Genomic DNA, 25,995 nt, shown 5'->3' on the forward strand with positions numbered 1-25,995 from the left:
AAGCGTGGCGTGTGAGGCTTGCCTCACGCCTCGCACTTCTTCGCAACCTTCACCCTGGTGAAAACACCAACGAGCGGCCCGGAATACACCGGGCGCTTAGCCCTGCGCGCTATTTCCCATTCCCCCTGTATAAGAAATGATCGTAACGACACTTGTTACGATCCTATCATTCGATGTAGGATGGTTGCGAACAAACCACCGGCCGTTGTTGTGCGTCGCACAAAATCACGGAAATCACGGAAGTCCCATGCCTGAAGCTCCTTCTTCGTCTTCGTCGGTCATCGCGCTGCGGCGCGGCCTGATCGCTCACCCGGAACGCAATCCCGGCATGCCGTTCGACGCCGCCTGGCTCGATGGCTTGCGGGTCAACCAGTCGGCGGTCGAACGGCGCACTGCCACGCTCGGCACGCGCCGCACCGTCAAGAAAGACGCGCAGGCGGCCTGGTTGCTGAAAGCGGTCACCTGCATCGACCTGACCACGCTGAACGGAGACGACACCGAAGGCCGCGTGCGGCGTCTGTGCGCGAAAGCGCGGCAGCCCGTGCGTGCCGATATCCTCAGCGCGCTCGGCATTGCGCCGCAGACCATCACTACCGGCGCCGTTTGCGTGTATCACCGCTTCGTGGCGGCCGCGGTCGATGCGTTGCAAGGCAGCGGCATTCCGGTGGCGGCGGTATCCACCGGTTTTCCGGCCGGCCTGATTCCGCATCCGCTCAAGCTGAAAGAGATCGAGGCCTCGGTAGCCGACGGCGCGCAAGAGATCGACATTGTGGTCACGCGTGAATACGTGCTGACGGGCAACTGGCAAGCGCTCTATAACGAAGTGCGCGATTTCCGCGCGGCGTGCGGCCCGGCGCATCTGAAGGCGATTCTCGCCACCGGCGATATCCGCACGCTGTCGAATGTGGCGCGGGCGTCGATGGTCTGCATGATGGCGGGCGCCGATTTCATCAAGACCTCCACCGGCAAGGAAGGCGTCAATGCGACGCTCGATGTTTCGCTGGTGATGGTGCGGATGATCCGCGATTATCAGGAACGCACCGGTGTCCTGATCGGCTTCAAACCGGCCGGCGGCGTATCCACCGCGAAATCCGTGCTGAACTATCAAATCCTGATGAAAGAGGAACTGGGGCGCGCGTGGCTCGAACCGGAGCTGTTCCGTATTGGCGCATCGAGCCTGCTTGCCGATATCGAACGGCAGCTCGAGCATCACGTAAGCGGCCGTTATTCCTCCTTCAATCGTCACCCCGTTGCCTGAGCAGACCGATCCCATGAGCGTAGCCGAATATTTTTCTTCAATGGAGTACGGTCCCGCACCCGAGGACGATCAGCCCGCACGTGCGTGGCTTGCGCAGCACGAGGCGCGCTTTGGCCATTTCATCGGCGGCGGGTGGCGTGCGCCGGCTGCGGACGAGCACTTCGAATCGCGCGAACCGGCCACCGGCGAATTGCTGGCGCAGATCGCCCAGGGCGACGAGGCCGACATCGATGCCGCCGTGGCAGCCGCCCGCGCGGCGCAGCCGGGCTGGCTCGCGTTAGGCGGCGCTGGGCGCGCGCGTCATCTGTACGCATTGGCGCGCATGGTGCAGCGGCATAGCCGCCTGTTCGCGGTGCTCGAAGCGCTGGACAACGGCAAGCCGATTCGTGAGACGCGCGACATCGACGTGCCGCTGGTGGCGCGTCACTTTCTGCATCACGCGGGTTGGGCGCAGTTGCAGGACAGCGAGTTCGCCGATTTTGCGCCGCTTGGCGTGGTCGGACAAATCGTGCCGTGGAATTTCCCGCTGCTGATGCTCGCGTGGAAGATTGCGCCGGCCATCGCCACCGGCAACTGCGTCGTGCTCAAGCCCGCGGAATATACGCCGCTGACCGCCTTGCTGTTCGCCGAACTGGCACATCGAGCCGGCTTGCCGGCGGGCGTGCTGAATGTCGTGACGGGCGATGGCCGCACCGGCGCGGCGCTCGTCGAACATCCCGAGGTGGACAAGCTGGCGTTCACGGGCTCCACTGAGGTCGGGCGGCAGATTCGCTCGGTGACCGCGGGCTCGGGCAAGTCGTTGACGCTTGAACTCGGCGGCAAGTCGCCGTTTATCGTGTTCGACGACGCTGATCTCGATGGCGCGGTTGAGGGCGTGGTGGACGCGATCTGGTTCAACCAGGGGCAGGTTTGCTGCGCCGGTTCGCGCTTGCTCGTGCAGGAAGGCATCGAAGCGCGCTTCATCGACAAGCTGAAGCGCCGCATGGAGACGCTGCGTATCGGCTCGTCGCTCGACAAGAGCATCGATATCGGCGCGATTGTCGATCCGGTGCAGCTCGAACGGATCGAGTCGCTGGTGGAAGCCGGCCGTCGTGAAGGCTGCGCGGTATGGCAATCGGCGGATGCCGCCGTGCCCGCGCAAGGTTGCTATTTCCCGCCCACGCTCATTACCGGCGTGGCGCCTGCGTCGACGTTGGCGCAGGAAGAGATTTTCGGTCCTGTGCTGGTGACGATGAGCTTTCGTACACCTGACGAAGCGGTCTCGCTGGCCAACAATACGCGCTATGGGCTCGCCGCGAGCGTCTGGAGCGAAACCATCGGCCGTGCGCTGGATATCGCGCCGCGCCTCGCTTGCGGCGTGGTGTGGATCAATGCAACCAACCTGTTCGATGCGGGCGTCGGCTTTGGCGGCTACCGCGAGTCGGGCTATGGACGCGAAGGTGGGCGCGAGGGCATTTACGAATATCTGAAGCCGCGCGCCTGGCTTAAGCTCGTTGAGCGTCCTGCGCGCGCTGCGCTGACGGTGTCGTCAAAGGCTGCGCCGGACGGGACGGGTTTGAACGTGACGTCGATCGATCGCACCGCGAAGCTCTTCATTGGTGGCAAGCAGGTGCGTCCCGATGGCGGTTATTCGTTGCCCATCTATGGTGCAGACGGCGGGCTGGTCGGCGAAGTGGGCGAGGGCAATCGCAAGGACATTCGCAATGCCGTCGAGGCGGCACGCGGGGCAGGTAAGTGGTCGCAGGCGAGCACGCACAATCGCGCGCAGGTGCTGTACTACCTCGCGGAAAATCTCACGGTACGGGCCGACGAATTCGCGCGGCAACTGGTGGTGCGCACGGGTGTCGACGAAGCTGCCGCACATGCGGAAGTCGAAGCTGCACTCACGCGGCTCTTCACTTACGCCGCGTGGGCCGACAAGTTCGACGGCGCAGTGCATACGCCGCCGTTGCGCGGCGTTGCGCTGGCGATGCACGAGCCGCTTGGCGTGATTGGCATTGCTTGCCCGGATGAAGCGCCGCTGCTGGCCTTTGTATCGCTGGTGGGACCGGCGCTGGCAATGGGCAATCGCGTGGTGGTGCTGCCGAGCGAAGCCTGCCCGCTGACGGCGACGGACCTGTATCAGGTGGTCGAAACCTCGGACGTGCCCGGCGGCGTGTTGAACATCGTCACTGGCGAGCGCGCTGCCTTGCTGCCGGCGCTTGCCAAACACGACGACGTCGACGCACTTTGGTGCTTCGGCAGCGCGGCGGATTCGACGCTGGTGGAGCGCGCTTCGGTGGGCAACCTGAAGCGCACCTTCGTCGATCATGGGCGGCAGTTCGACTGGTTCGACCGTTCGACCGAGGGACCGGCCTGGCTGCGTCAGGCCGTGCAAGTGAAGAACATCTGGATACCTTACGGAGACTGACCGTCCGAGCGTGGATGGGTAGCAGGCCGATCGAACATGGAGGAGACACCGTGCTGAAGAATCTGGACCCGCTGTTGAACGCCGATGTGCTGCACGCGCTGCGCGCGATGGGCCACGGCGACGAAGTGGTGATTTGCGATGCGAATTTCCCCGGCGATTCCGTTGCGCGCGCAACGGTACTGGGAAAACTGCTGCGCTTCGATGGCGTGGACGCGGCGCGTGCGGTGCGCGCGGTGCTGTCCGTACTGCCGCTCGATACCTTTGTCGAACATCCGGCGCTGCGCATGGAAGTGGTCGGCGAGCCGCATACGATTCCCGCCGTGCAACGCGAGGCGCAGGCCGAAGTGAATGCGGCGGAAGGCCGCGACCTGCCGTTTGCCTCCATCGAACGCTTCGCGTTTTATGAACGCGCAAAGAAGGCGTACTGTGTGATCGCTACCGGCGAGCGGCGCGGCTACGGCTGTTTCGTGTTCACGAAGGGCGTGTTGCTGGCGCCTGACGCGGCGGCTGGGGAGCAGAAAAAATGAGTACGGAGTCCAAATCAAATGGGCGCGTGGTCATTCTCGGCATCTATGTGACCGATCTGACTTTCCGCGCAGAGCGTATGCCCTTGATCGGCGAAACTATCGCTGGTTCGGCCTTTGCAATGGGGCCGGGGGGCAAGGGGTCGAATCAGGCCGTCGCGGCGGCGCGAGCCGGTGCGCAAGTCGTGTTCTGTACGCGCCTCGGTAACGATGCGTTCGGCGCGATCGCGCGTTCGACCTGGGCCGCTGAAGGCATCACCGCGCGCGCCACGACCGTCGATGGCGTTTCCACCGGCGCTGCTCACATCTTTGTCGACGATACCGACGGCAGGAACGCGATCATCGTCGCCTCGGGCGCTGCGGGCACGATGAGTGCCTCCGACGTCGATGCAATCGAAGCGGATATCTCCGCGGCACAGGTGTTCGTCACGCAACTGGAGCAACCGTTGTCCGCGGCGCGGCGCGGCCTCGAAGTCGCACGCCGTCATGGCGTGACGACCGTGTTCAACCCGGCGCCCGCATTACCGCTTCACGACGACATTTACCCGCTGTGCGACTACATCACGCCGAACGAAACCGAAGCGGCCGCGCTGACCGGTGTGCCGATCCAGAGCGCCGACGATGCACGGCGTGCGGCGGACGTGCTGCTCGCCAAAGGTGTCGGCACGGTGATCGTGACGCTTGGCGAAGCGGGCGCGTTGCTGCATTCGGCCACGCAGTCGGTGCTGGTGCCGGCGTTTCAATGCGGCCGTGTGGTGGAGACGGCCGGTGCGGGCGACGGCTTTACGGGCGGTTTCGCCGCGGCGTTGGCGCGTGGCGCAGACCCGGTCGAGGCGATGCGCTTCGGCTGCGCGTTGGCGGGCATCTCCGTGACGCGCGCGGGTACGGCGCCGTCCATGCCGACATTGGCCGAAGTGAACCAGCTATTGATGCAATCGGGCCAACCGGTGTCGTCGCATTGACGAGACGTCGAGAATTGGTCTGAAGGCGTGCGCGCTACCCGATGAGGTCTCATAAAGTACACCTCGACGGCCCGCTGAAGTCTCGTGCAGTTTGAAGGAGTTTCTCTTCACCATGAAGTCCTCGTTCGCTGTTGGAAAACTGTTTGGCGACCGGCAACTGAATTTCCTGCTAGCCGTCAACGTCCTGGTCGTATTGGTGGCGACCGCGCTGTCGCACGGTCAGTTTGTCGATATCGACAATCTGCAGTCGATGGGTAGCCAGTTGCCCGAACTCGGCCTGCTCGCGCTCGGCATCATGCTTTCGATGATCTCCGGCAACGGCGGTATCGATCTGTCCGGCGTGGGGCTCGCGAATCTGTCGGGCATGATTGCCGCGTTGATCGTGCCGAAGCTCGTCAGCGCTGATGCCTCGCCGGTGGCTTATACGGCGCTGTTTTGCGCGATCGTCATTGTCGTTGGGCTGCTTGGCGGCATGCTCAACGGCGTGGTGATTGCGAAGCTGCGGCTTACGCCGATTCTGTGCACGCTGGGTACGCAGTTGCTGTTCACCGGCATTGCCGTGGTGTTGAGCAATGGGGCGTCGGTGCCGGTCGAATATGTCGATCAGCTTTCGGATATCGGCAACGGCACCGCGTTTCAGGTGCCCATTTCGTTCATCCTCTTTATCGCCGCCATTATTGTTTTAGGCTGGCTGCTTAAGCGCAGTCCGTTCGGCTTGCGCCTGTATCTGATGGGCACCAATCCCAAGGCCGCTTTTTATGCGGGCATTCCGCGCGCGCGCATGTTGATCGTGACGTACACGATGTGCGGCGTGCTGGCCTCGTTAGCAGGACTTATCAGTGCGACCCATACGTCCAGCGCCAAATGGGACTACGGCAACTCGTATCTGTTGATTTCGATTCTGATTGCCGTGATGGGCGGCGTGAATCCTGCTGGCGGGCGCGGCCGGATCATCTCGGTGTTTTTCGCCGCGACGGTGCTGCAGTTTCTCGCGAGCCTGTTCAATCTGCTCGGTGTGTCGCAATTCTTTGGCGATTGCGCGTGGGGCTTTCTGTTGCTGCTGTCGCTGGCGTTCGCCGGTGGCGAACGGGTGGGCGCGATCTTCGGCTTCACGCGCTCCGACTCGAGCGCGCGACGTTAGCGTGGGCATCGGCAGGCAGTCGTAGAGTCGTAGACATGGTGGGTTTAGTACGCGGCGGTCATCGGGGCCCTGGATGTCCGCAACCGTGAAGCAGGGCGACAGCGAAACAAAAACGGAGACTTGGCATGAAACTGACTCGATTGGGCGCCGCACTCGCAGCGGCCGCTCTCACGGTAGGCGTGGTCGCCGCAGCGCAGGCGGCGAACACTGTGACGATCGTCACGGTGGTGAAGGTGACCGGCATCAACTGGTTTAATCGCATGGACGAGGGCGTCAAGCAATTCGCCAAGGACAATGCAGGCGTCACGGCATATCAGACCGGCCCTGGTCAGGCGGACGCGGCGCAGCAACTGAAGATCATCGAAGATCTGATCGCCAAGAAGGTCGATGCACTGGCCGTGGTCCCCTACGATCCGCCGACCCTCGAACCCGCGTTGAAGAAAGCGATGGACCGCGGCATCAAGGTGGTCACGCATGAAGCGGACAACGAAAAGAACACGATGGTCGACATCGAAGCGTTCGATAACACCGCGTATGGCGCCAACCTGAATCAGCATCTCGCCGCCTGTATGCACAACGAAGGCAAGTGGGCGGTGCTGGTGGGCTCGCTCGGCAGCCGCTCGCAGGTACAGTGGGCGGACGGCGGCATCGGCAATGCCAAGGCCAAATATCCGAAGATGGATCTGGTCGAGCCGAAACTCGAAACCAATAATGACGGCGAGCGCGCCTATGAAGTCGCCAAGGAAGTGTTGCGCAAGCATCCTGACCTGAAGGGCTTTCAGGGTTCATCGTCGCTGGATGTGATCGGCATTGGCCGTGCAGTCGAAGAGGCGGGCCTGCAGGGCAAGATCTGCGTGTACGGTACGGGGCTGCCTACAGAAGCGGCCAAGTTCCTCGAAAGCGGCGCGATCAACGGCATTTCGTTCTGGGATCCGAAGCTGGCCGGTATTGCGATGAACAAGATTGCGTTAATGCTGATCCACGGCCAGACCGTGCATGACGGCGACGATCTCGGCATTCCGGGCTACACCAAGGTGACGGTGACCAAGGGTCCGGGCAAGGGCATCATCGTGCGCGGCCAGGGCTGGGTCGACGTCGACAAATCGAACTATAAGAACTACTCGTTCTAAGGTTCTGCGGTTTGTCGATGCCTTGAATCCTGTGTAACGGTGTGTCCGCTTCAATCCGCGAAAGTGTTGCGTGTCGCGGGCACACTTCTGAAGGTTTGCAATCGGACTATGAATTCAGACGCTGCTTCCGTGCCGTTCCTGCAGGTTGTGGGTGTGCACAAGCGCTTTACCGGTGTGCACGCGCTGCGCGGCGTGAGCCTGTCGTTCCAGCGCGGGCAGATCTATCACCTGCTCGGCGAAAACGGCTGCGGCAAGAGCACGCTGATCAAGATCATTTCCGGCGCGCAACCGCCCGATGAGGGCGAGCTCATCATCGAAGGCGTTTCGCATGCGCGGCTCACGGCGCTGGAATCGCTCTCGGCCGGCATCGAGACCGTGTATCAGGATCTCTCCTTGCTGCCGAACATGAGCGTGGCCGAAAACGTCGCGCTGACTTCGGAGCTGGCCACGCACAATGGCCGCCTGACCCGTACCTTCGACCGGCGCGCGCTCGCAAAGACCGCCGAGCGTGCGCTGGCCGCCGTCGGCTTACCGGGCGACACCGATTTCCAGGCGACGCTCGTCGAGCAACTGCCGCTCGCCACCCGTCAACTCGTGGCAATCGCACGCGCCATTGCGAGCGAGGCGAGGTTCGTCATCATGGACGAGCCCACCACGTCGCTGACGCAAAAAGAAGTCGACAATCTCATTGCAGTGCTAAGCAATCTGCGCGCGCAAGGCGTGACGGTGTTGTTCGTCAGCCATAAGCTGGACGAATGCTATGCGATCGGCGGCGAAGTGATCGTACTGCGCGACGGTCAGACCATGGCGCAGGGGCCAATCACTAATTACACCAAGGCGCAGATCAGCGAATTGATGACGGGCCGCCATCTGTCGAGCGAACGCTATCGTGAAGGCGGCTTCGGCGAAGAGGTGGTGCTCAATGTGAGCGGCCTTACGCGCACCGGCCAGTTCGAAGAGGTGTCATTTGCGCTGCATCGCGGTGAAATTCTCGGCGTGACCGGGCTGCTCGATTCCGGACGCAATGAACTCGCGCGCGCGTTGGCGGGCGTGGCGCCCGCGCAGCATGGGGAGATCGTGCTGGACGGCAGGCGCATCGTCTTGCATACGCCTTCGGACGCGAAGAATCACCGCATTGGCTATGTGCCGGAAGACCGCCTGAATGAAGGGCTATTTCTCGACAAATCGATTCGAGACAACGTCATCACCGCGATGATCTCGACCTTGCGCGACCGCTTCGGCCAGATCGACCGCAGCCGTGCGCAGCGCCTCGCCGTTGACACCGTGAAGGAGTTGCAGATCGCGACGCCCGATGTCGATAAGCCCGTGCAGTCGCTTTCAGGCGGCAACCAGCAGCGCGTGCTGATCGGCCGCTGGCTAGCCATCGATCCGCGCGTGCTGATCCTGCACGGCCCGACAGTGGGGGTGGACGTCGGCTCCAAGGACATCATCTACCGCATCATGCAGCGGCTTTCGCAGCGCGGCATCGGCATCATCCTGATCAGCGACGACTTGCCCGAACTGCTGCAGAACTGCGATCGCATTCTGATGATGAAAAAAGGCCGCGTCGCGAATGAATATCAGGCCGACCAGTTGAAAGAAGCCGACCTATACCACGCGCTGCTGTCGGAAGCCGCATAGAGTAAGCTGAAAGGACGTTACCGCATGAACCCGCGCATCAATCAGACCATGACCACGCCAACCGTCATCGACGTCGCACCGCAGGTGAAGCCCTTGAGTTTGCGGGCCAAACTCGCTCGCCAACCCGAGTGGTTTACGTTCGGCTTGATTGTCGTGATGTGCCTGGTGGTCGGCGCGATCAATCCGCGCTTCTTCCAGCTGGCGACGTTGTTCGACATGCTGCACTCGGCCACCACCGTGTCGCTGTTTGCGCTTGGCACGCTGGTCGTGCTGGCCTCGGGTGGCATCGACGTATCGTTCACGGCAATCGGCGCGCTGACGATGTACGGGATCACCAAGGCCGTGTTCGCGTGGTGGCCCGACGAGCCGTTCGCGTTGATCCTGATTACCGGCGCAGTTGGCGGCATTTTGCTCGGCCTGATCAACGGCGCGCTGGTGTATCGGCTAAAAGCGCCTTCGCTGATTGTGACGATCGGCACGCAATATCTGTATCGCGGCATCCTGCTGACTTTTATCGGCACGACGTTCTTCATGAACATTCCGCACAGCATGGATCGGTTCGGCCGCATTCCGCTGTTCTTCTATCAAACTGCGGACGGCCTGCGTGCCGTGCTGCCGGTCTCCGTGCTGGCGCTGGTGCTGGCGGCGGTGGTGACGTAGTGGCTGCTGAATCGCACCATGATGGGACGCGGCGTGTATGCGATGGGCGGTAGTCTCGCGATTGCCGAGCGCCTGGGTTACAACCTGCGCGCGATTCACCTGTTTGTATTTGGCTATACGGGCATGCTGGCAGGCATCGCCGGGATTCTGCACGTCTCCAATAACCGCCTTGCCAACCCGTTCGATCTGGTCGGTTCGGAACTGGACGTGATCGCCGCCGTGATTCTTGGCGGCGCGCGCATTACCGGCGGCACCGGCACCGTAGTCGGCACGCTGCTGGGCGTGGTGCTCGTCACGCTGATCAACAACGTGCTTATCCTCGTGGGGGTGCCGAGCACCTGGCAAAAGGTGATCATCGGCGCCTTTATCCTGCTGGCCGGCACGCTGTTCGCTTTGCAGCGCAAGGCGTGAATTCAGGCACTGCCAGAAATTACAGCGCGTATTGCAAAGCCAGATCGAAACCGAGCACGACGAACGAACAACCGATGCCTGCCAGCACATTCGCGACCCGATGTTCGAAGTCAGGATGTCTGGTGATGCCCGCGCACGCGAGGAATACGATCTCAACGAGAAACTGAAGGGCGACGAACGTCAGCATGAGCAGAAATTCGTAGCCCATGTACCTGAAGTTCGAGAAGTTCATGCCGTAGTCGAAAATCCAGTGCCCGACCCGCCAGACCTCGTAAGCGAGCAACAGAATCGGGAACAGGTAGCTGGTCACATAGGTAGGCACTGTTGCGTGACGCAGTTCGAGGTGGAAATGATGAGCCTGATGAGCGGTTTGCATGTCTCCTCCGTTTACGTGTCCTGCACGTCCGTGTGAAATCAATGCTACTCGTTTGACTGCCAATTCGCACTAGAGTGCGATTCGCAGTTCGAGTGCCTCAAGCGGCATTCCTGCTAAAGCCTGCTAAAGCGTGGTCATTTTTTCTTAAGCGAGATTGGACCGGTAAATTTGACGCGCCCTTACTTAACGCCGCTTAATGTCTCCTTCGAGCAACACTCATACCTGGTGTATTCACCTGGCATAGCTTAAGAAGCGGCCGCCGGGTGCTCTTCTTCGTGTCCTAAGGAGCTTACGCGGGCGAGCTCGGGAAAGAGCTTCATCCATAGCAGCGCGACGGCGATTGTCGCCACGCCACCTATCAGAACCGCTGGCTGTGCGCCCCACCATCCGGCGGTTACACCCGACTCGAATTCGCCAAGCTGATTCGACGAGCCGATAAACAGTGCGTTGACCGCGCTGACACGGCCTAGCATATCTTCAGGCGTCCGTAACTGCACGAGCGAGAGACGTACTACGACACTGATCACATCCGACGCGCCGAGCACCGCGAGCGCGAGCAGCGAGACCAGGATGTTATGCGAGAGTCCGAACACGACGGTCGCCGCACCGAACGCGATGACGCCGCCGAACATGGCCGCGCCCGGCCGCTTGCGCAGCGGAAAATGCGCAAGCCAGATTGTGCCGCTGAGCGCGCCGACCGCCGACGCCGAACGCAGCAGGCCGAGCCCCAACGGCCCCGCGTGCAGGATGTCGCGCGCAAACACGGGCAGCAGGGCGGTCGCCCCGCCGAACAGGACGGCAAACAGATCGAGCGACAGCGCGCCCAGAATGACCGGCTGTTTGCGGATAAAAGCGATGCCCGAGAAGACCGAATTCAATGTGACCGGCGCGCGGGCGGCAGGCTTCGCCTGTAGTGGAATACCCCATACCAGCGCCGCCGCTGACGCAAACGCGAGCGCGCAGACTATGTACGCCGGAGCTGGCCCCACGCCGTAAAGCAGGCCGCCCAGCGCGGGGCCGACGATCTGCGCGGTCTGGCCGGCCGAGGTCACCCATGCGGTGGCATGCGGCAAGTGGCTGCGCGGCACCACGCCGGGCAGCAATGACGACACGGCGGGCGATTCGAATGCGCGCGCCGCGCCGACGCAGGCGGCCAGCCCGTAGATGACGGGAGCGCTCAGCCAGCCGCCGAAGGTGCCCCACGCGAACGCCAACGCAGCGACGGCTTCGATGCTTTGACAGACGGCGGCGATGCGGCGTCGGTCGTAACGATCCGCGATCTGGCCGACCACGAGCGTTAGCACGAACATCGGTAGAAATTGCGCGAGGCCAAGCAGACCAAGGGCAAAGGCGCTGTGCGTAATCCCGTAGATGTGCCAGCCCATTGCGACCGCCAGCATCTGGAAGGAAAGGGAAGAAAGTACCCGCGTGCACCAGAAGCGCTGGAACGGCTTGCTACGCGGCAAGCTGAGCGGCATATCGGCGGCGAGAGCCTCGTCGGGCGGGTCGGCGGGAGATGGGGTCATGGGAATTCGCGTGGCGCTTCAGTCAGCCGCTGCACTGTTAAAGGGCGCAAGTTTAGTGCAAGTCGAACCTTCGCGTTTGCGAGGGGCTTCAATGTTGGCGAGCGCACCGACTTCAGGCCATTCCGTGCCTGCGATCTGAATTGATTGGCGTCCTTACTAATCCGATAGTTTTTTAGAAATATTAGGTAGGACTCACCCGGCTATTTGAGTTCGTGAGAGGCTAGATTCGTCGTACTAAGTACGGATTGGTTGCGTACCCGGTGCGATCGTTCCTTTTCTCTCACTAGCCAACTGGGGTTATAAAATGGATCGCCCAAATCCTTCAGCATTCGCTTCCGAACTCCATCACGAACACGCCGCCCACCCGGAGATCGCAGAGACGATTCCACTCAGGAAAACCGAAAGACTGCCGTTTACTATCCGTATAGTCGCGGACGACGCGTCCCTTCAAAAAGCTGTCATGATGCGTCAAATAGCCTACGGCCGGCATTTGCCGGAGTTTGCTAACAAAATGACCGTCGAGAGCGGCGATTACGAGCCTGGAACGGTCGTGCTATTGGCTCAATCGAAGCTGGATGGCGGACCGCTCGGCACCATGCGGATTCAGACCAACGAATTCGCGCCGCTCGCCGTCGAGCAGTCGGTGCGCCTGCCGGACTGGCTGCAGGGCACGCGCATGGCGGAAGCCACGCGTTTGGGCGTGGCCGGCGGGGCGATTGGACGGATGGTAAAGATCGGCCTGTGCAAGGCGCTGTATCTGTATTGCGAGCAACAGCGGGTTGACTGGATGGTGATAACCGCGCGTTCGCCGCTGGATCGCGAGTATGAAGCCATGCTGTTCAACGACGTGTTCGCCGCCCGCGAGTTCCTGCCGATGGCGCATGTGGGCGGTCTGCCACACCGGGTGATGGCCAAGCCGGTGGCGGTGGCGCGCGAGCGTTGGGCGGCGGCGGGACATCCGCTGTACCGGTTCATGATTCATACCCATCACCCCGACATTGATTTGTCGGCCGCGGATTTATCTTTTGGACCGGAAACTGTAGGATGCCTGGAAGCATCGCATGTTGGATACGGCAGGTAAAACAACGGTACGGCCGACCACCTATCGTGTAACGCTGTTGTCTTTAAAGCGGCGATGGCGGAGTTTCGAGGCTCCGCCATCGCCTACGCCTGGGGGCTTGCCGCATAAGGGGGATTCCTGGTATGGAGTCGGCGACGTTCTTTTCGCGGTCGAGATATTTGCGCGCGGGGTCATTCATCGACTGGCTTCTGTACGCATTCGCCGTCTACGTCGTACCGTCGCTCATTGTGATGGCGACGATTGCCACATTGCTTTGGGCACCCAAACAATTTCAGTCGGCGGGCGCGGTTACGCTCGCCCTGCATGTCATTCCGGATAAAAGCGCGTCGCTTACGCCAGCCGAGGCGCTGGCCGCGCTAAAGGCTTTGCAGCCGGCGCCTGTCACGAAGCGCTACAGCACGCAGCTCGCCGAATCTCCCTTCTGGTTCCTGTTCGAGGTGCCAAAGGCAAACCCGGGTCATCAGGGCGTAATCGAATTTCCCTCGCGCCATGCGCAAACTTTGGCTTGCTGGAATGCTGCGACGCTGGCCCCGCTCGGTGACGCCGACCGCTACCACACCAGCGGCAAACTCACCCCGGTCAAGGCCGGTTTTGCTTTACCGCTCGACACGGCCGGCCCCGCCGCAGGCCTTGCATCGATACTCTGCCGCGCCACGTTTTCGGGGCCCGCGTACCTGAATGTACTTGCCTGGGATACCGAAGCACTCAGCAACTCCGCACTCGAGTTCCAGGAGAACTCCGCGCTGATCGCCGGTGGGCTGGTGACGCTCGCCATCTTCGTGTTCGTGACGGCGCTCATCAATCGTGAGCTTACCTACGTGATTTTCGCCGCGTGGCTGGTCGGCAATCTGCGGCTCTGCGCCAATGCGATGGGCTGGGATATGGAATGGATTGGCCGCATCATTCCACCCGGGCACATGCCTGCGCTGCGCCAGTACACGTTTGCGGTGTACTACCTGCTGACGGGCGCACTGTTCAATCAGCTGTTCCGGCGTGAACTGAAGGTAGTGGGGTATCGCTGGATGCTGCGCGCGGTACTGTACGACGGCTTGTTGCTGCTGATCGCCGCGGCCGTGCTGCCCTACGCGAAGTTCATCCCGGTGATGTGGACGTTTAGCTGCATCGGCATGGGCGTACTGGTTTTTCTGCTGGTGCGGCTCGTCAGGATGACCCGTTCGCGCACCGTGCTGTGGTACGTGGCGTCGATGGCCGTGGTGCTGTTTGCGATCTTCTCCGAAGTGCTGGGCGCGGCATTCGGCGTCAAGCTGCTGTTCGGCGGCGTGAATCCGGTCATTGCGGCGCTCTCGTCGAGCATGATGGCCGCCTTTGCCATTGCCGAGCAGATGCGCGCCGAGCGCGAACGCCGCCGCCGCATGCAAACGGAGCTGCGCAATACCTATGACGTCACGCCGATCGGCTTGTTTACGCTCGACGAGCAGGGCCGTTTCGTTCGAGCCAACCCCGCGTTGCGTTCGATGCTCGATCTGAGCAAGACCGAATACAAGGTCCGCTTGTGGAAGGATTATTTCGAGCCTGGCGCGTGGGGTTCATTGCAGGCATTGGCGCAAAAAGGCAGCGAGGGCGAACTGGAACTCGGCGGTTCCGTCGAGTGCGGCACGGGCGAGCGGCGCTATTCGCTCAAGGCGACGCACTCGAACGGCTGTATCGAAGGCTCGCTGCAGGACGTGACGGAGCGCGCGCGCGCCATCGAACGGCTGCATTTTCTGGCGGATCACGATTCGCTGACCGGTTCGCTGAATCGTCGTGGTGTGGAGCGCGCGATTGCCGCGCAAAGCGAAGAACATACGCCATGGGCGCTTGCCTATATCGACCTTGACCGCTTCAAGCTCGTCAACGATCTGTTCGGCCATCGCGCCGGCGACGAAGTGCTCAAGCAGGTTGCGGCGCGCGCCCGCACGCTGTTTCGGCCGGAATACGCGGTGGGGCGTATCGGCGGCGATGAGTTCGTCTGCGTGATGAGCGACACCACCATCGACGAGGCGATTGCGCGCTGCCGCGAACTCGTCACCTTGCTGAGTGCTGCGCCGTATCAGGTCGGCAATTGTGCGTTTCAGGTGAAGGCGTCGATTGGTCTTGTGGAGTGCTCGCATGGCGTGCGGGTGCAGGACGCGCTTTCGAATGCGGATGGCGCGTGCCGCGAAGCGAAGGGCGCCGCGCACGGACATCTGGTCACGTATCACAAGGGTGCGGCGGCGTTCGAAGAGCGGGCCAAAGAACTCATGCTGGTCGAGACGCTGGGTCAAAACCGCTTGCCTGGCGGGCTTTTTCTCGTGATGCAGCCCATCATGTCGCTGGCAGCGCCAACCAGTTCGCTCGATTTCGAAGTATTGCTGCGCTGGCGCGCGCCGGACGGTTCGATATTGCCCGCGGGCAAGGTGATCGTGGCAGCGGAGGAGTCAGGCAACATCGCCGGCATCGACAGATGGGTGCTAGGCACGGTGCTCGAATGGATCGAGACGAACCGGCATGCATTGTCGAAGACACGTTTTGTGTGCGTCAACCTGAGTGGCGGCTCGCTTAACGACGAGCAGTTCATGGAAGACATCTTCGCGTTGTTTGCGCGCCATCGCTCGATCATCCGTTACCTGTGCCTGGAAATTACCGAGAGCGTCGCGCTGCACGATCTGGAGAACACGCAACGCTTTATTGCCCGCGTTCACGATATGGGCGGCAAGATCGCGCTCGACGACTTCGGCGCGGGCTATACCTCGTTCAAGTATCTGAAGGATTTGTCGGCCGATGCGCTGAAGATCGACGGCGAGTTCATTCGCACGATGTGCGAGCATCCGGCCGACACGGCGATCGTCGAGGCGATCGTTGCACTGGCGCGCAATCTCGGCATGCGCAGCATTGCCGAATGGGTCGAGGATGCGAATACGCTGCGAGCCCTCAAGGAAATCGGCGTGGACTATGTGCAAGGCTTCGTAGTTGCGAGGCCGCAAGAATGTTCGGCGATTCTGATGGCCGGCTCGGCCGCCAGTTTTATCAGCGATCCGGCTACGCAATGCTTTGTGGATAGCCTCGTTCAGCCCGTAGCGGATCTGGAAGATGTCTGCGAGATGCGGGTGCGGGCGGATTTGCATTGAGTTCTCTCGCTACGCTAGCGGGTCGAGCAACTGCATGAGAAGACTGCGCGACGTTACGGCGCGAACGGGTGGAGGGGCAGTTGATGGTCCGCAAAGACTCGATCTACTGGCGCGTTTGACGCGCTCCGCCGGTTAGGCGCATGATGCGCAACCGGAGCGGCGACAAGCACGCTCGCCATAATAAGGAGTCTGAAAGACGATGAAAGTGCCCACACTTCCAATGGCCGCCGCGCTGGCCTTAAACATTTTCGCAAGTGCTGCCATGGCCCAGGCCAACTCCGGCGCCATGATGCGCGTCTCGACGGATTCGAGCATCGTGTCTGTCTCCGATCAGACCGAAACGCGGCCAGCCGGCAAGTTTTCGGGTATCGACCTGCGCGCGCCTGCGGATGTGGTCTTTTCGGTCGGCGCGAGCCCGTCGATCATCGTCTCCGGTCCGGCGGAGGTGCTGCCGCTACTGCTCACTTCCATCCACGATGACGTGCTGACCATCTCGCTCAAAGATTCCGTAACGCAGATGAAAGGCGTCAAGGTCGTGATTACAAATCCCTCGCTGCATGCCGTGAATGTAACGGGCTCGGGATCGATGAAGGCATCGGGCATCAACGGCGCTTCGCTGGACCTCAATGTCTCCGGCTCCGGCGCGATCGTGGCGGCTGGCCGCGCGACGACGGTGAATGTCGCCGTTAGCGGCTCGGGCGAAGCGGATGTCCATGCCATCCATGCCAGCACGGTGAATGCGAGCGTGCATGGCTCGGGTGACCTGCGTGCCTACGCGTCGAGCGCGGCTATCGTCGACGTGGCCGGTTCGGGCGATGTGAAGATTAGCGGCAAGCCCGCCACCCGGGTTGTCCATCGCGGCGGTTCAGGGGACGTCAGCTTCGAATAAGCTGCCCGCGGCGGTGACTTCGACATCGTTGCTGCCGTGGCCGTCCGCACCCGCCGCGCGCCCCAATTCCATTCGCTGAATAACGCACCCCAAGCCGCTCATTTCGTCCCATGGTGCGGCTCTCAATTGCCGTAACCTTCTCTTGGGGCGATCCCGTGATAGGCGGGACGCCCCAACCACGCATCCGCAAACGGACTCCGTGGACGAAAAACTTTCTCTGACCTTACAGCCGCTGGCTGAAAGCGACCCCCTGTCCATGACTTTGGCCTTATCGTCCGCGCCCACTAAAACAGAACCTCATCAGTTGGCGCTTGCGCTGTGTGGCGTCGGCAAGTTCGCTGAAGCCATGGCTTTGCTGCGTGCCGTGCTCGACGCGCGGGAAAGTATGGCCGAGCCTCTGCTGGTCGAGACACTTAACGTGGCCGCGGCCGCAGCACTGGGACTAAACCAGTTCGCAGACGCAGAGAATTATTGGCGCGAGTCGATCGCGGTGAAACCCGATTTCGTGGAGGCGTACAACAACCTCGGCATCCTGCTCAAGGGGCTTAATCGTCTGCTCGAAGCGGAGGAGATGTTCCGGCGCGTGGTCGCTATCCGTCCCGACCAGGCGCAGGCGTACAACAATCTCGGCGCGGTGCTTTACGGTCTTAAGCGTTTGCACGACGCCGAAATGGCGTACCGGCAGGCGATTGCCGTGCGCTTCGATTACGCCGAGGCGCACTACAACCTCGGCATCGTGCTCTACGATCATCGACGTTTTGCCGAGGCAGAGGCGGCGTATCGTCAGTCGCTGGCTGTACGGCCCGATTGCGCCGAGGCGCATAATAATCTGGGCAACGTGCTGCGCGAGCTTGGGCGCCTTTCCGAAGCGGACGAGGCTTACCGGCAGGCGCTAAAAGTCCGTCCGCAGTATCCCGAAGCCCTCAATAATCTGGGCAGCGTGCTAAAGATCTTCAGACGGCTGCCCGAAGCGGAACTGGCTTGCCGGCTGGCGGTGACGCTGCGTCCGAATTACGTCGAGGCGCACAATAACCTTGCCAGCGTGTTAGCCGATCTCGAACGTTTTGCCGAAGCCGAAGCGTCGTACCGGCAGGCACTCAAGCTGCATCCCGGCTATGCGGAGGCGTATTACAACCTCGGCATCGTGCTGCACAAACTGGAGCGCATGGCCGAGGCTGAAGCGGCTTACCGCGAGGCGCTGCGTATCAATCCGGCGGGCGTCGAAGCACACAACAATCTCGGTAGCGTGCTGCAGGTTCAGGAGCGCTGGGAGGAGGCCGCCGTCGCGTATCGGCAGGCGCTCGCGCTGCGCCCCGATCTTATCGAGGCGCTCTACAACCTCGGCAATGTGCTCAAGGAACTCAACCGCTTGTCCGAGGCGGAAGCGTCCTACCGGCGAGCCCTCGCCGTTCGTGCCGACTATCCCGACGCGCAATTCGCGCTTGCTACGTTGCTGATCAGCATGGGCCAGTTCGAGGAAGGCTGGCGGCTTTACGAGTTCCGCTACAGGAAGACCGACTTCATTTATCGCAAGACGCCTTCGCTGTTGCCGTGTCCGCAGTGGCAGGGGGAATCGCTGGTGGGCAAGTCGCTGCTGGTGTGGCAGGAGGATGGCCTGGGCGACATCCTGCAGTTCAGCCGCTACCTGCCGCTTCTCAAGGCGCGCGGCGCGGCGCATATTACTGTCGCTTGCCTCGCGCCATTGCGCCGCCTGGTGGCTGCGGTGGAAGGCGTGGATGCGGTGATCGACCACCAGAGCGCCGTGGATCGCGCATTGGAGTTCGATTGCTGGACCAGCTTGCTGAGTGCGCCGCTGCATTTTCGCACCACCTTGGACACGATTCCGCCCGTCGATCATCCGCGACCCGTCGAGTCGATTGTCGAACCGTGGCGCGCGCGGCTGGCGACGCTGCCAGCGGGACATCGAATCGGCCTCGTCTGGAAGGGCAATCCGCAGCATCATAACGACGCAAACCGTTCACTGCCTTCGCTCGCGGCTTTGGCGCCGTTGTGGAGCGTGCCGCACGTGCAGTTCGTGAGCGTGCAAAAAGGTCAGGGTGAAGACGAGGGCAGGTCGCCGCCCGCTGCTCAGCCGCTGCTGCATCTCGGCTCTGAAACGGCGGATCTGCTGGACACCGCGGCGATCATCGCGCAGCTCGACCTGGTGATTGGCGTGGATACATCCGTCGCTCACCTCGCAGCATTGATGGGCAAGCCGTGCTGGATCATGCTGCCGAGTCAGGGTCTGGATTGGCGCTGGATGCACGGGCGCAGCGATTCGCCGTGGTATCCGCAGACTGTGCGCCTGTTCAGGCGTGCGGCGGATGAAGAATGGGCAGCGGTGGTCGAGCGGGTGCGCGAGGCGTGTGCTGTGGAATTCGCCGTTCCGCTTGTTTCGGAAGCCTGACGATATGTTTATTCGCTAAGGTATCCGAAGGAAATCGTCGCTTTCTATAGAAAGCCCAAGCCGCCTAAAGAACCGCGAGCCAGCCCCCGTCGACATAGATGATCTGACCGTTCACATAGCTCGACGCCGCCGATGCGAGATACACCGCCGTGCCGACGAGTTCGTCCGGCCTGCCCCAGCGCTGTGACGGGTTGCTGCTTTTGACCCAGGCGTCGAAGCTGGCGTTTTCGATCAGCGGCTGGTTCATGTCCGTGAGGATGTAGCCGGGGCCAATCGCGTTGGCCTGGATGTTCGACGACGCCCATTCGGCGCTCATCGCCCGCGTGAGCATCTTGATGCCGCCCTTCGCCGCGGTGTAGGCACCCACCGTGGCGCGGGCTCCTTCGCTGGTCAGCGAACCAATATTGACGATCTTGCCGCCCTGGCCACGCGCGATCATCCGTTTCGCGGCCTGTTTGGCGACGATAAAAGCACTCGTGAGATTGGTGTCGATCACGCGTTGCCAGTCGCTGAGTTCGAGTTCTACCAGCGGCTTGCGAAACTGGATGCCGGCGTTATTGATAAGGATATCTATCTGTATTCCGTCCGCATCCCATTGTTCGAACGCCTCGATCACTGCAGCCTCGCTGGTGACATCGAAGGCGCGGCCCTGCGCGTCGAGCCCTTGTTTTTCGAGCCGGGCAACCGCTTCGGCGACGGTATCGGCTCGCGTGCCGTTGAGGATGACGCGTGCGCCCGCGCCGGCGAGTCCTTCGGCGAGCGCGAAACCAATGCCGCGCGCCGAGCCGGTGACCAATGCCGTGCGGCCCTTCAAATCGAATAGCTGTGTCATACGAGGGTTCCTCGATGAGCCGTCATGCGCGCCCGCGCAACTCCTGGCCTTTCTCGGTGATGATGGAATCGAAGTCGTCGACCTGTGAGAAGCGGACCGCCTTGACCGCGCCGAACTTGCTGGTGTCCACCACGAGGTGCCGTTCGACGGCGCTTGCCATGGCCGCCTGCTTGAGCGCGACCTCATGGAAATTCCAGCACGTCACGCCGCGCGCCTGATCCACGCCGCCCGCCGAAATGAACGCCTTGTTGATACCCATGCGGCGCAGCATCTCGATGCTTTCCTCGCCGGCGAACGAATCCGATGACGGCACATAAACCCCGCCGAGCAGGATCATCCGCACATTGGGCTTGCGGCGCAGGATTTCCGCCACGTTCAGCGAATAGCACACCACGGTGACGTGCCGCTCGGCCGGAATCAGCCGGGCCAGCGTGGTGAGGGTGGTGCCGCAGTCGATGAACAGCGTTTCGTTATCGGAGATCAGCTTGGCGGCGTATGCCGAGGCTTCGGCCTTGGCCTGCGCGAAGTGGTCCTTCTCCTGTTCGAGCGAATAACCGGCGGTGTTCGGCACGTCCGTGGCGCTGACGATGTAGCCGCCGAGATAGGTGAATTGCCCGGGGCTGGCCGCAACGTCGCGGCGCACCGTCATTTCCGACACCCCGAGTAGCGCGGCCGCATCGCGCAGTCGCATCACGTTTTGTCTGGCCAGCGCGTCGGCGAGCGCGCGTAGGCGATCAGTTTTCAGCATGGAAGTCCCGGGCCCGTGACGCAAAGGGTGCGTTATATTTCGTTCGAAATCGTGAAAGAATTATAACAAGAGCGGCGAGGTGCGGCGAGCGATCTACCGTTCAATCGCACTCATTCCGAGCGGAAGAATTCTCCTTGTAACAGGCTGTTACAGCGCGCTTTCGCTTGGAAAAGCCGCTCAATGGGCATATTCTGACAGGCGATGTCCGGGAACTGACGGCGCGCAGCCCGGTCTTCTGCTTATTCATTTTCAGGAGCCCCTCTCATGACGCGTCCCGTCGATTCCGGCGTAATTTTCATCGCACGTCTCGCGCTGGCTGTATTGTTCTTATGGGGTGGCGTGATGAAATTGCTGGGATATGCCGGCTTCGTCGGGTATCTGAACTCCAAAGGGGTGCCATTCGTCCAGATTGCGGCGCCGCTCGCCACTGCCGTCGAGGGGCTCGGCGGTCTGCTGCTGGTGGTCGGTTTCAAGATTCGCCCGCTGGCGCTCCTTCTTGCCGTGTACACCGTGGCGACCGCTGTGCTCGGCCACGATTTCTGGAACGTGACGGACCCCGTCGTTCAGCATGACATGGTGATCCACTTCTGGAAGAACATTGGGATTGCGGGTGGTTTCCTGCTGCTGTTCGTGACCGGCGCGGGCGGTATCAGCATCGATGGGGCGCGGGCGCCACGCAGCGGCTTGGGGCGCTGAGCGGCGTACACAAAGGCCCGCCGGCTGGGCTGGCCGCCGCATCGCGCGATGCAGAACGCGCACGAAGGGTGACATGAAGAGCGGCATGAAAGGTGACATAAGAAGCGGCGTGATCAGTGGCCTTCATCCACGTGGCATCAAGATTGCGTGAGCATGGCGTAAGTTCGCAGGTCTCTTCGATTCAGGTTGTCCGCAAGGAGTCAAATAATGATCCAAAGTTTTGAGCAAACGATCGGCGGCGAAGTCATGCAATTTTGCGCGAGCCTCGGCGAAGGGCCGACGCCGCATCGCGTGATCATCAGTCTCGCCGACTCCGCGAAAACGCTGGTGGTCCTCGATGCATCGGGCTTTCTGGGCGCGATCAAGGCCGAGATCGAGGAACCGGCCAAGTTGATCGATGACGCGATCCGCAAGGTAGAGAGCGAAGGTCTGATTCAGCGCGCGCTGGATACCGGCACGATTCAGGAAGCCCCGCTGTAACACGCAGACTTTGCATGCGGTCGTGGCCGCGGCTATGGCCGGGGCCGCGGGCCATTGGCCGTGCGTCATGACCCGCCGGCAAAGCCGTTGCGCGGACAAAGAAAGCATCGGGCCCGACGACGCCCACGCTGTGCAGGCAGCGTGGGCGTCGCGCTTTCTTCACCTCATTTGGCCTCGCTTTGCTTCACCCCGCCTGGGCCAGCGGCGCCAACGGAGCGCAAATTGGCCCTTTCCGCATCGTCGTCTTCAGATGCCTGCGCGTGGGGATGCGGGTGGACGAGGCACGCCAGCATCAGCGCCGTCAACAGCAAGCCCGCGGAGATCGCGGTGGCGGCCTGCATACCCGGCACGATGTGCCCGCCGCCCCCACTGACCAGCGCGCCGAACGCCGCGACGCCGACGGCGCCGCCCGCTTGCCGCGCCGTATTCAGCACCGCCGACGCGGTGCCGGCGCGCCGCTTCTCGACCGACGCGAGCACGGCGGTTGTCATGGCCGGCACCGCGAGGCCCATGCCGGAGGGGATCAGCAGGAACGGCAGCAGCAGGCCGATGAGCGGCGTGGTCGCATCCACGAGATGCAGCAGCCCGTAGCCCAGGCCGCCAATGATCGCGCCGCAGATCATCGGCACGCGCGCGCCATAGCGCCCAACCACCCAGCCGCTCACGAGGTTCGACACCAGAAAGCCGCCGGTCAGCGGCAGGAACGCGAGCCCCGCCTGTAACGGCGTGTAGCCGCGCACGCGTTGCAGATACAGACTTAGCACGAACACCATGCCGTAGTACGTCAGATTCACGCAGATGCCGAACAGCACGGCGGCGCTGAAGGTGCGCTTGCGAAACAGGGCGAGCGGCAGCATCGGCATCGCGACGCGCGACTCGGTGATCACGAAGGCCAGGCCCGCAAGCACTGACAGCACAAAGCCGCCCGCGACGAGCGGATGGAGAGGGCCGAGCGGACGCCATTCGATGACCGCGCCGGTGAAGGCGGTCAGCGTGACGACGGCGAGCACCTGGCCGGGCAGGTCGATGCCGCGTGGCGGCGCAGCAGGCTCGTGGGCCGTCTGCGATGCTTCGGAGTCCGAGGTAGAGGTGCGCATCGTTCCCGCCGGCTTCGCATCGGGCTGCGGGATCCACGCGAAAGTCGCCAGGAGACCCGCTGCGCACAAAGGCAGATTGACGAGAAAGATGCTGCGCCAGCCGAATCCCGCAATCAGCAGACCGCCGACTACCGGGCCGGCCGCGATCGAAACGGCGCCGGCGGCGGTCAGAGCCCTACCGCCCGCGCCCGCAGTCTGGGATCGTGCGAGCAGGCCTGATTGAGCAGCGCCAGCGAGTTGGGCAGCATGGCGGCCGCGCCGACGCCCTGCAGCGCCCGCGAGGCGACCAGCGTGACGTCGCTGAGCGCGAGACCGCAACCGAGCGAGCCCAGCGCGAAAATCACGATGCCGGCGGCATACATGCGGCGCGCACCGAGCCGGTCGCCGAGCACGCCGGCGGACAGCATCAGGACCGCGAAAGCCAGCGTGTAGGCGTCGACGATCCATTGCAGGCCGGCGACGCTCGCGTGCAGATCCGCGCTGATTTTCGCCAGTGCGATGTTGACGATCGTCACGTCGAGCTGCGTGACGACGAACCCGACGCTGACCGTCCCGACAATCAGGGCGATGGCGCGGGTGAAGGAGACGTGGGTCGTATTCATGAGACACATCGTAGTCCCGCGCGGCACGCGACGTTTCGGTGTGGCGTGAAGTGTCGACGATGCCCATGGAGGCGTCTGCCTGGTTCTCAAAGACGGCTAATGCAGGACGCATCTGTCGGCGCGTGATGCAGGTCTGTCAGACGCCGCCGCTTGACGGCAAAATTCGGAGTGTTCCTATGGGCGGGCAGCGATGCGACTCACAGAATCGCGTCCGACCCATCAGTTGAGAGCCATCCTCATGCGTATTGCCATTCTTCAACGCGACCCCGTGCAGCGCCAGACGATCGAAAAGATTCTGGTGCTGGCCGGCCATTCCTGTGTGACTTTTGACGACGGCCTTTCCATGTCGAAGGCTCTCGCGCGCTCCACCGTCGATCTGCTCGTGCTGGACTGGAACGGCGTGCGCCTGTCGGGGGTAGATGTATTGAGGTCGGTGCGGGCTGTCGGCGGCGACCGGATGCCGGTCGTGTTCGTGTCGTCGGACAATTCAGAGGCGGCCGCCGTGCGGGCCTTCGCCGCGGGCGTGGATGACTACGTCGCGCTGCCGGTGCGCCCGGCCGAGTTCCGCGAGCGCATCTCCGCGCTGCTGCGGCGTGCTTATCCGGATCGTCACCGGGTGGCGAGCTTCGACGCCGGTCCGTATCACTTCGACGCGCATCGTCAGCTCGTCACGTTGCGCGGCGAGCCGGTGCAATTGTCGGGGACGCAGTATCGGCTGGCGTCGCTGTTCTTCGCCAACATTGGCCGCGTGATGTCGCGCGATCATATTTTCGCGATGGTCTGGGGCCGCGAATTCCGCGAGTTCACCCGCACCATCGACAGCCACGTGTCGCGTCTGCGTCTCCTGCTCGAAATCGACGAGGACAGCGGCTTCCGTCTGCAACCGGTCTACAAGAGCGGCTACCGTCTGCTGAGCCTGCATCAGGACGACGCGCATATCGAGAAAGCGGCGGCCTGATCTCCATTCATGCGGCGCGCCCGCGCCGCCGTGAGTGACGTCGGCGCGGCTTAGAGCGCCGGCAAAGCCGGACGGGTTTCGAGCGAGTGACGAATCAGGGCTTCGACCGCTTTGCGTTCGTCGCCGGCCAGCGGCAGACGCGGCGGCCGCACCGGTTCCGTGCCGAGTCCGACCATCGCCTCGGCGAGCTTGATGTTCTGCACCAGCTTCGGCGAGACGTCGAGCGCGAGCAGCGGCGCAAACCAGCGGTAGATGGCGCGGGCTTCTTCGACGCGTCCCGCCTTGATCAGTTTGTAGATTGCCACCGTCTCACGCGGGAACGCGCAGACGAGACCCGCCACCCAGCCGTGCGCGCCCATCAGGATGGCTTCCATGGCGAGGTTGTCCACGCCGCACAGAATGGCGTAGCGATCGCCCACCGCATTGATCAGATCCGTGACGCGGCGCACGTCACCGCACGACTCCTTGATGGCGACGATCTTCTTTTCGTCGGCGATCTCGGCAAACATCTCCGGCGTCATGTCCACGCCATAGGCAAGCGGATTGTTGTAGATCATCAGCGGCAAGGCGCTGGCGCTCGCCACGCTGCGGAAGTGGTGCAGCGTTTCGCGGCGGTCCGACAGGTAACGCAGGCCCGGCAGCACCATATAACCGGCCGCGCCGCGCTTCGCGCCGGCTTCGGCCTGGCGGCAGCCGTCGAGCGTGCTGTTTTCGGCAATCGTCAGCAGCACCGGCACCCGGCTTCGGGAGGCGTCCACCGCGATATCGAGCACCTCGAGCTTTTCGTCGAGCGAGAGGGTCGAGGCTTCGCCAAGCGAGCCGCACACGATAATTCCATCCACGCCCGCGTCGATCTGTGCTTCGATGTTCTTCTTCGTCCACGCCCGGTCTATGCTGAAATCCGCGTTGAACTTGGTGGTGACTGCCGGCAATACGCCTTCCCAGATATGCGCCACGGCTTCTCTCCTGAGTGCGATGAGTTGACTGAATTTTAAGCAGGGAAAAAGCCGCCGTCTTGCGTCATTGGCGCGTGCGGGATGACGATTTCAGCATAACCGC

General features: G+C 62.4%; 21 protein-coding genes and 2 pseudogenes. 16 read left to right on the forward strand and 7 right to left on the reverse strand.

Going from position 1 to position 25,995, the window contains the following annotated elements; genetic code table 11:
• Nucleotides 1-247: 247 nt before the first annotated feature.
• The 8 genes and pseudogenes from deoC to FQ755_RS06305 all read left to right on the forward strand — a co-directional run bounded on the left by deoC (nucleotide 248) and on the right by FQ755_RS06305 (nucleotide 10,137).
• Nucleotides 248-1,258 (forward strand): deoxyribose-phosphate aldolase, encoded by a 1,011-nt coding sequence (deoC, locus tag FQ755_RS06270; RefSeq protein WP_144152228.1) that lies wholly within the window; start codon nucleotides 248-250, stop codon nucleotides 1,256-1,258.
• A 13-nt stretch (nucleotides 1,259-1,271) separates the two neighbouring features.
• Nucleotides 1,272-3,668: an aldehyde dehydrogenase family protein gene (locus FQ755_RS06275; protein WP_144152230.1), complete on the forward strand. Its 2,397-nt coding sequence runs from the start codon at nucleotides 1,272-1,274 to the stop codon at nucleotides 3,666-3,668.
• Between the two features lie 50 nt (nucleotides 3,669-3,718).
• Nucleotides 3,719-4,195 (forward strand): RbsD/FucU family protein, encoded by a 477-nt coding sequence (locus FQ755_RS06280; RefSeq protein WP_144152232.1) that lies wholly within the window; start codon nucleotides 3,719-3,721, stop codon nucleotides 4,193-4,195.
• Nucleotides 4,192-5,154: a ribokinase gene (gene rbsK, locus FQ755_RS06285; protein ID WP_144152234.1), complete on the forward strand. Its 963-nt coding sequence runs from the start codon at nucleotides 4,192-4,194 to the stop codon at nucleotides 5,152-5,154. The genes FQ755_RS06280 and rbsK overlap by 4 nt, the downstream gene beginning before the upstream one ends.
• 112 nt (nucleotides 5,155-5,266) lie before the next feature.
• Nucleotides 5,267-6,295, forward strand: a complete 1,029-nt coding sequence (locus tag FQ755_RS06290) for an ABC transporter permease (protein WP_144152236.1) — start codon at nucleotides 5,267-5,269, stop codon at nucleotides 6,293-6,295.
• 125 nt (nucleotides 6,296-6,420) lie between these two features.
• A complete protein-coding gene (locus tag FQ755_RS06295) occupies nucleotides 6,421-7,425 on the forward strand; it encodes an autoinducer 2 ABC transporter substrate-binding protein (RefSeq protein WP_144152238.1) in 1,005 nt (334 codons plus the stop codon).
• 108 nt (nucleotides 7,426-7,533) lie between these two features.
• On the forward strand, nucleotides 7,534-9,066 hold the full coding sequence (locus FQ755_RS06300) for a sugar ABC transporter ATP-binding protein (protein WP_144152240.1): 1,533 nt from the start codon (nucleotides 7,534-7,536) through the stop codon (nucleotides 9,064-9,066).
• A 48-nt stretch (nucleotides 9,067-9,114) separates the two neighbouring features.
• Nucleotides 9,115-10,137, forward strand: a pseudogene (locus tag FQ755_RS06305) (ABC transporter permease).
• A 19-nt stretch (nucleotides 10,138-10,156) separates the two neighbouring features.
• Here FQ755_RS06305 and FQ755_RS06310 read toward each other — a convergent pair.
• A complete protein-coding gene (locus FQ755_RS06310; RefSeq protein WP_144152242.1) occupies nucleotides 10,157-10,513 on the reverse strand; it encodes a hypothetical protein in 357 nt (118 codons plus the stop codon).
• A gap of 245 nt (nucleotides 10,514-10,758) precedes the next feature.
• Nucleotides 10,759-12,039, reverse strand: a complete 1,281-nt coding sequence (locus FQ755_RS06315) for an MFS transporter (protein ID WP_144152244.1) — start codon at nucleotides 12,037-12,039, stop codon at nucleotides 10,759-10,761.
• A gap of 304 nt (nucleotides 12,040-12,343) precedes the next feature.
• Here FQ755_RS06315 and FQ755_RS06320 point away from each other — a divergent pair, with 304 nt between their 5' ends.
• From FQ755_RS06320 to FQ755_RS06340, 5 genes and pseudogenes are all read left to right on the forward strand, one after another.
• Nucleotides 12,344-13,120, forward strand: coding sequence for an N-acyl amino acid synthase FeeM domain-containing protein (locus tag FQ755_RS06320; protein WP_144152246.1), 777 nt, complete (start codon nucleotides 12,344-12,346; stop codon nucleotides 13,118-13,120).
• A 122-nt stretch (nucleotides 13,121-13,242) separates the two neighbouring features.
• Nucleotides 13,243-16,227 (forward strand): EAL domain-containing protein, encoded by a 2,985-nt coding sequence (locus FQ755_RS06325; protein WP_144152248.1) that lies wholly within the window; start codon nucleotides 13,243-13,245, stop codon nucleotides 16,225-16,227.
• Between the two features lie 47 nt (nucleotides 16,228-16,274).
• Nucleotides 16,275-16,346, forward strand: a pseudogene (locus FQ755_RS38625) (hypothetical protein); the annotation flags it as partial.
• Nucleotides 16,347-16,426: 80 nt separating this feature from the next.
• Nucleotides 16,427-17,116 (forward strand): GIN domain-containing protein, encoded by a 690-nt coding sequence (locus tag FQ755_RS06335; RefSeq protein WP_144152250.1) that lies wholly within the window; start codon nucleotides 16,427-16,429, stop codon nucleotides 17,114-17,116.
• A gap of 256 nt (nucleotides 17,117-17,372) precedes the next feature.
• Entirely contained in the window at nucleotides 17,373-19,523 is a 2,151-nt protein-coding gene (locus tag FQ755_RS06340) for a tetratricopeptide repeat protein (RefSeq protein ID WP_144152252.1), read from the forward strand.
• Nucleotides 19,524-19,587: 64 nt separating this feature from the next.
• On the opposite strand, the gene FQ755_RS06345 is transcribed toward FQ755_RS06340, so the two are convergent.
• Together FQ755_RS06345 and FQ755_RS06350 are read right to left on the reverse strand one after the other, a co-directional pair.
• Nucleotides 19,588-20,355, reverse strand: coding sequence for an SDR family oxidoreductase (locus FQ755_RS06345; RefSeq protein WP_144152254.1), 768 nt, complete (start codon nucleotides 20,353-20,355; stop codon nucleotides 19,588-19,590).
• 22 nt (nucleotides 20,356-20,377) lie between these two features.
• Nucleotides 20,378-21,103, reverse strand: coding sequence for a DeoR/GlpR family DNA-binding transcription regulator (locus FQ755_RS06350; protein ID WP_144152256.1), 726 nt, complete (start codon nucleotides 21,101-21,103; stop codon nucleotides 20,378-20,380).
• A 264-nt stretch (nucleotides 21,104-21,367) separates the two neighbouring features.
• Here FQ755_RS06350 and FQ755_RS06355 point away from each other — a divergent pair, with 264 nt between their 5' ends.
• Entirely contained in the window at nucleotides 21,368-21,799 is a 432-nt protein-coding gene (locus FQ755_RS06355) for a DoxX family protein (protein ID WP_144152258.1), read from the forward strand.
• 207 nt (nucleotides 21,800-22,006) lie between these two features.
• Nucleotides 22,007-22,279: a hypothetical protein gene (locus tag FQ755_RS06360; RefSeq protein ID WP_144152260.1), complete on the forward strand. Its 273-nt coding sequence runs from the start codon at nucleotides 22,007-22,009 to the stop codon at nucleotides 22,277-22,279.
• A gap of 164 nt (nucleotides 22,280-22,443) precedes the next feature.
• Here FQ755_RS06360 and FQ755_RS06365 read toward each other — a convergent pair whose 3' ends face one another.
• Together FQ755_RS06365 and FQ755_RS38630 are read right to left on the reverse strand one after the other, a co-directional pair.
• Nucleotides 22,444-23,589, reverse strand: coding sequence for an MFS transporter (locus FQ755_RS06365; RefSeq protein WP_409937193.1), 1,146 nt, complete (start codon nucleotides 23,587-23,589; stop codon nucleotides 22,444-22,446).
• On the reverse strand, nucleotides 23,544-23,978 hold the full coding sequence (locus tag FQ755_RS38630; RefSeq protein WP_409937178.1) for an MFS transporter: 435 nt from the start codon (nucleotides 23,976-23,978) through the stop codon (nucleotides 23,544-23,546). Before FQ755_RS38630 ends, FQ755_RS06365 begins: the two co-directional genes overlap by 46 nt.
• 238 nt (nucleotides 23,979-24,216) lie before the next feature.
• Here FQ755_RS38630 and FQ755_RS06370 point away from each other — a divergent pair, with 238 nt between their 5' ends.
• The gene (locus FQ755_RS06370; RefSeq protein WP_144152262.1) at nucleotides 24,217-24,936 is read left to right on the forward strand and encodes a response regulator transcription factor; all 720 of its coding nucleotides are present in this window, start codon (nucleotides 24,217-24,219) and stop codon (nucleotides 24,934-24,936) included.
• 50 nt (nucleotides 24,937-24,986) lie between these two features.
• On the opposite strand, the gene FQ755_RS06375 is transcribed toward FQ755_RS06370, so the two are convergent.
• Complete coding sequence (locus FQ755_RS06375; RefSeq protein ID WP_144152264.1) at nucleotides 24,987-25,892, reverse strand: dihydrodipicolinate synthase family protein; 906 nt, start codon at nucleotides 25,890-25,892, stop codon at nucleotides 24,987-24,989.
• Between the last annotated feature and the right edge of the window lie 103 nt (nucleotides 25,893-25,995).

This window comes from Paraburkholderia sp. BCC1885 (assembly GCF_900996235.1).
Lineage (GTDB): Bacteria > Pseudomonadota > Gammaproteobacteria > Burkholderiales > Burkholderiaceae > Paraburkholderia.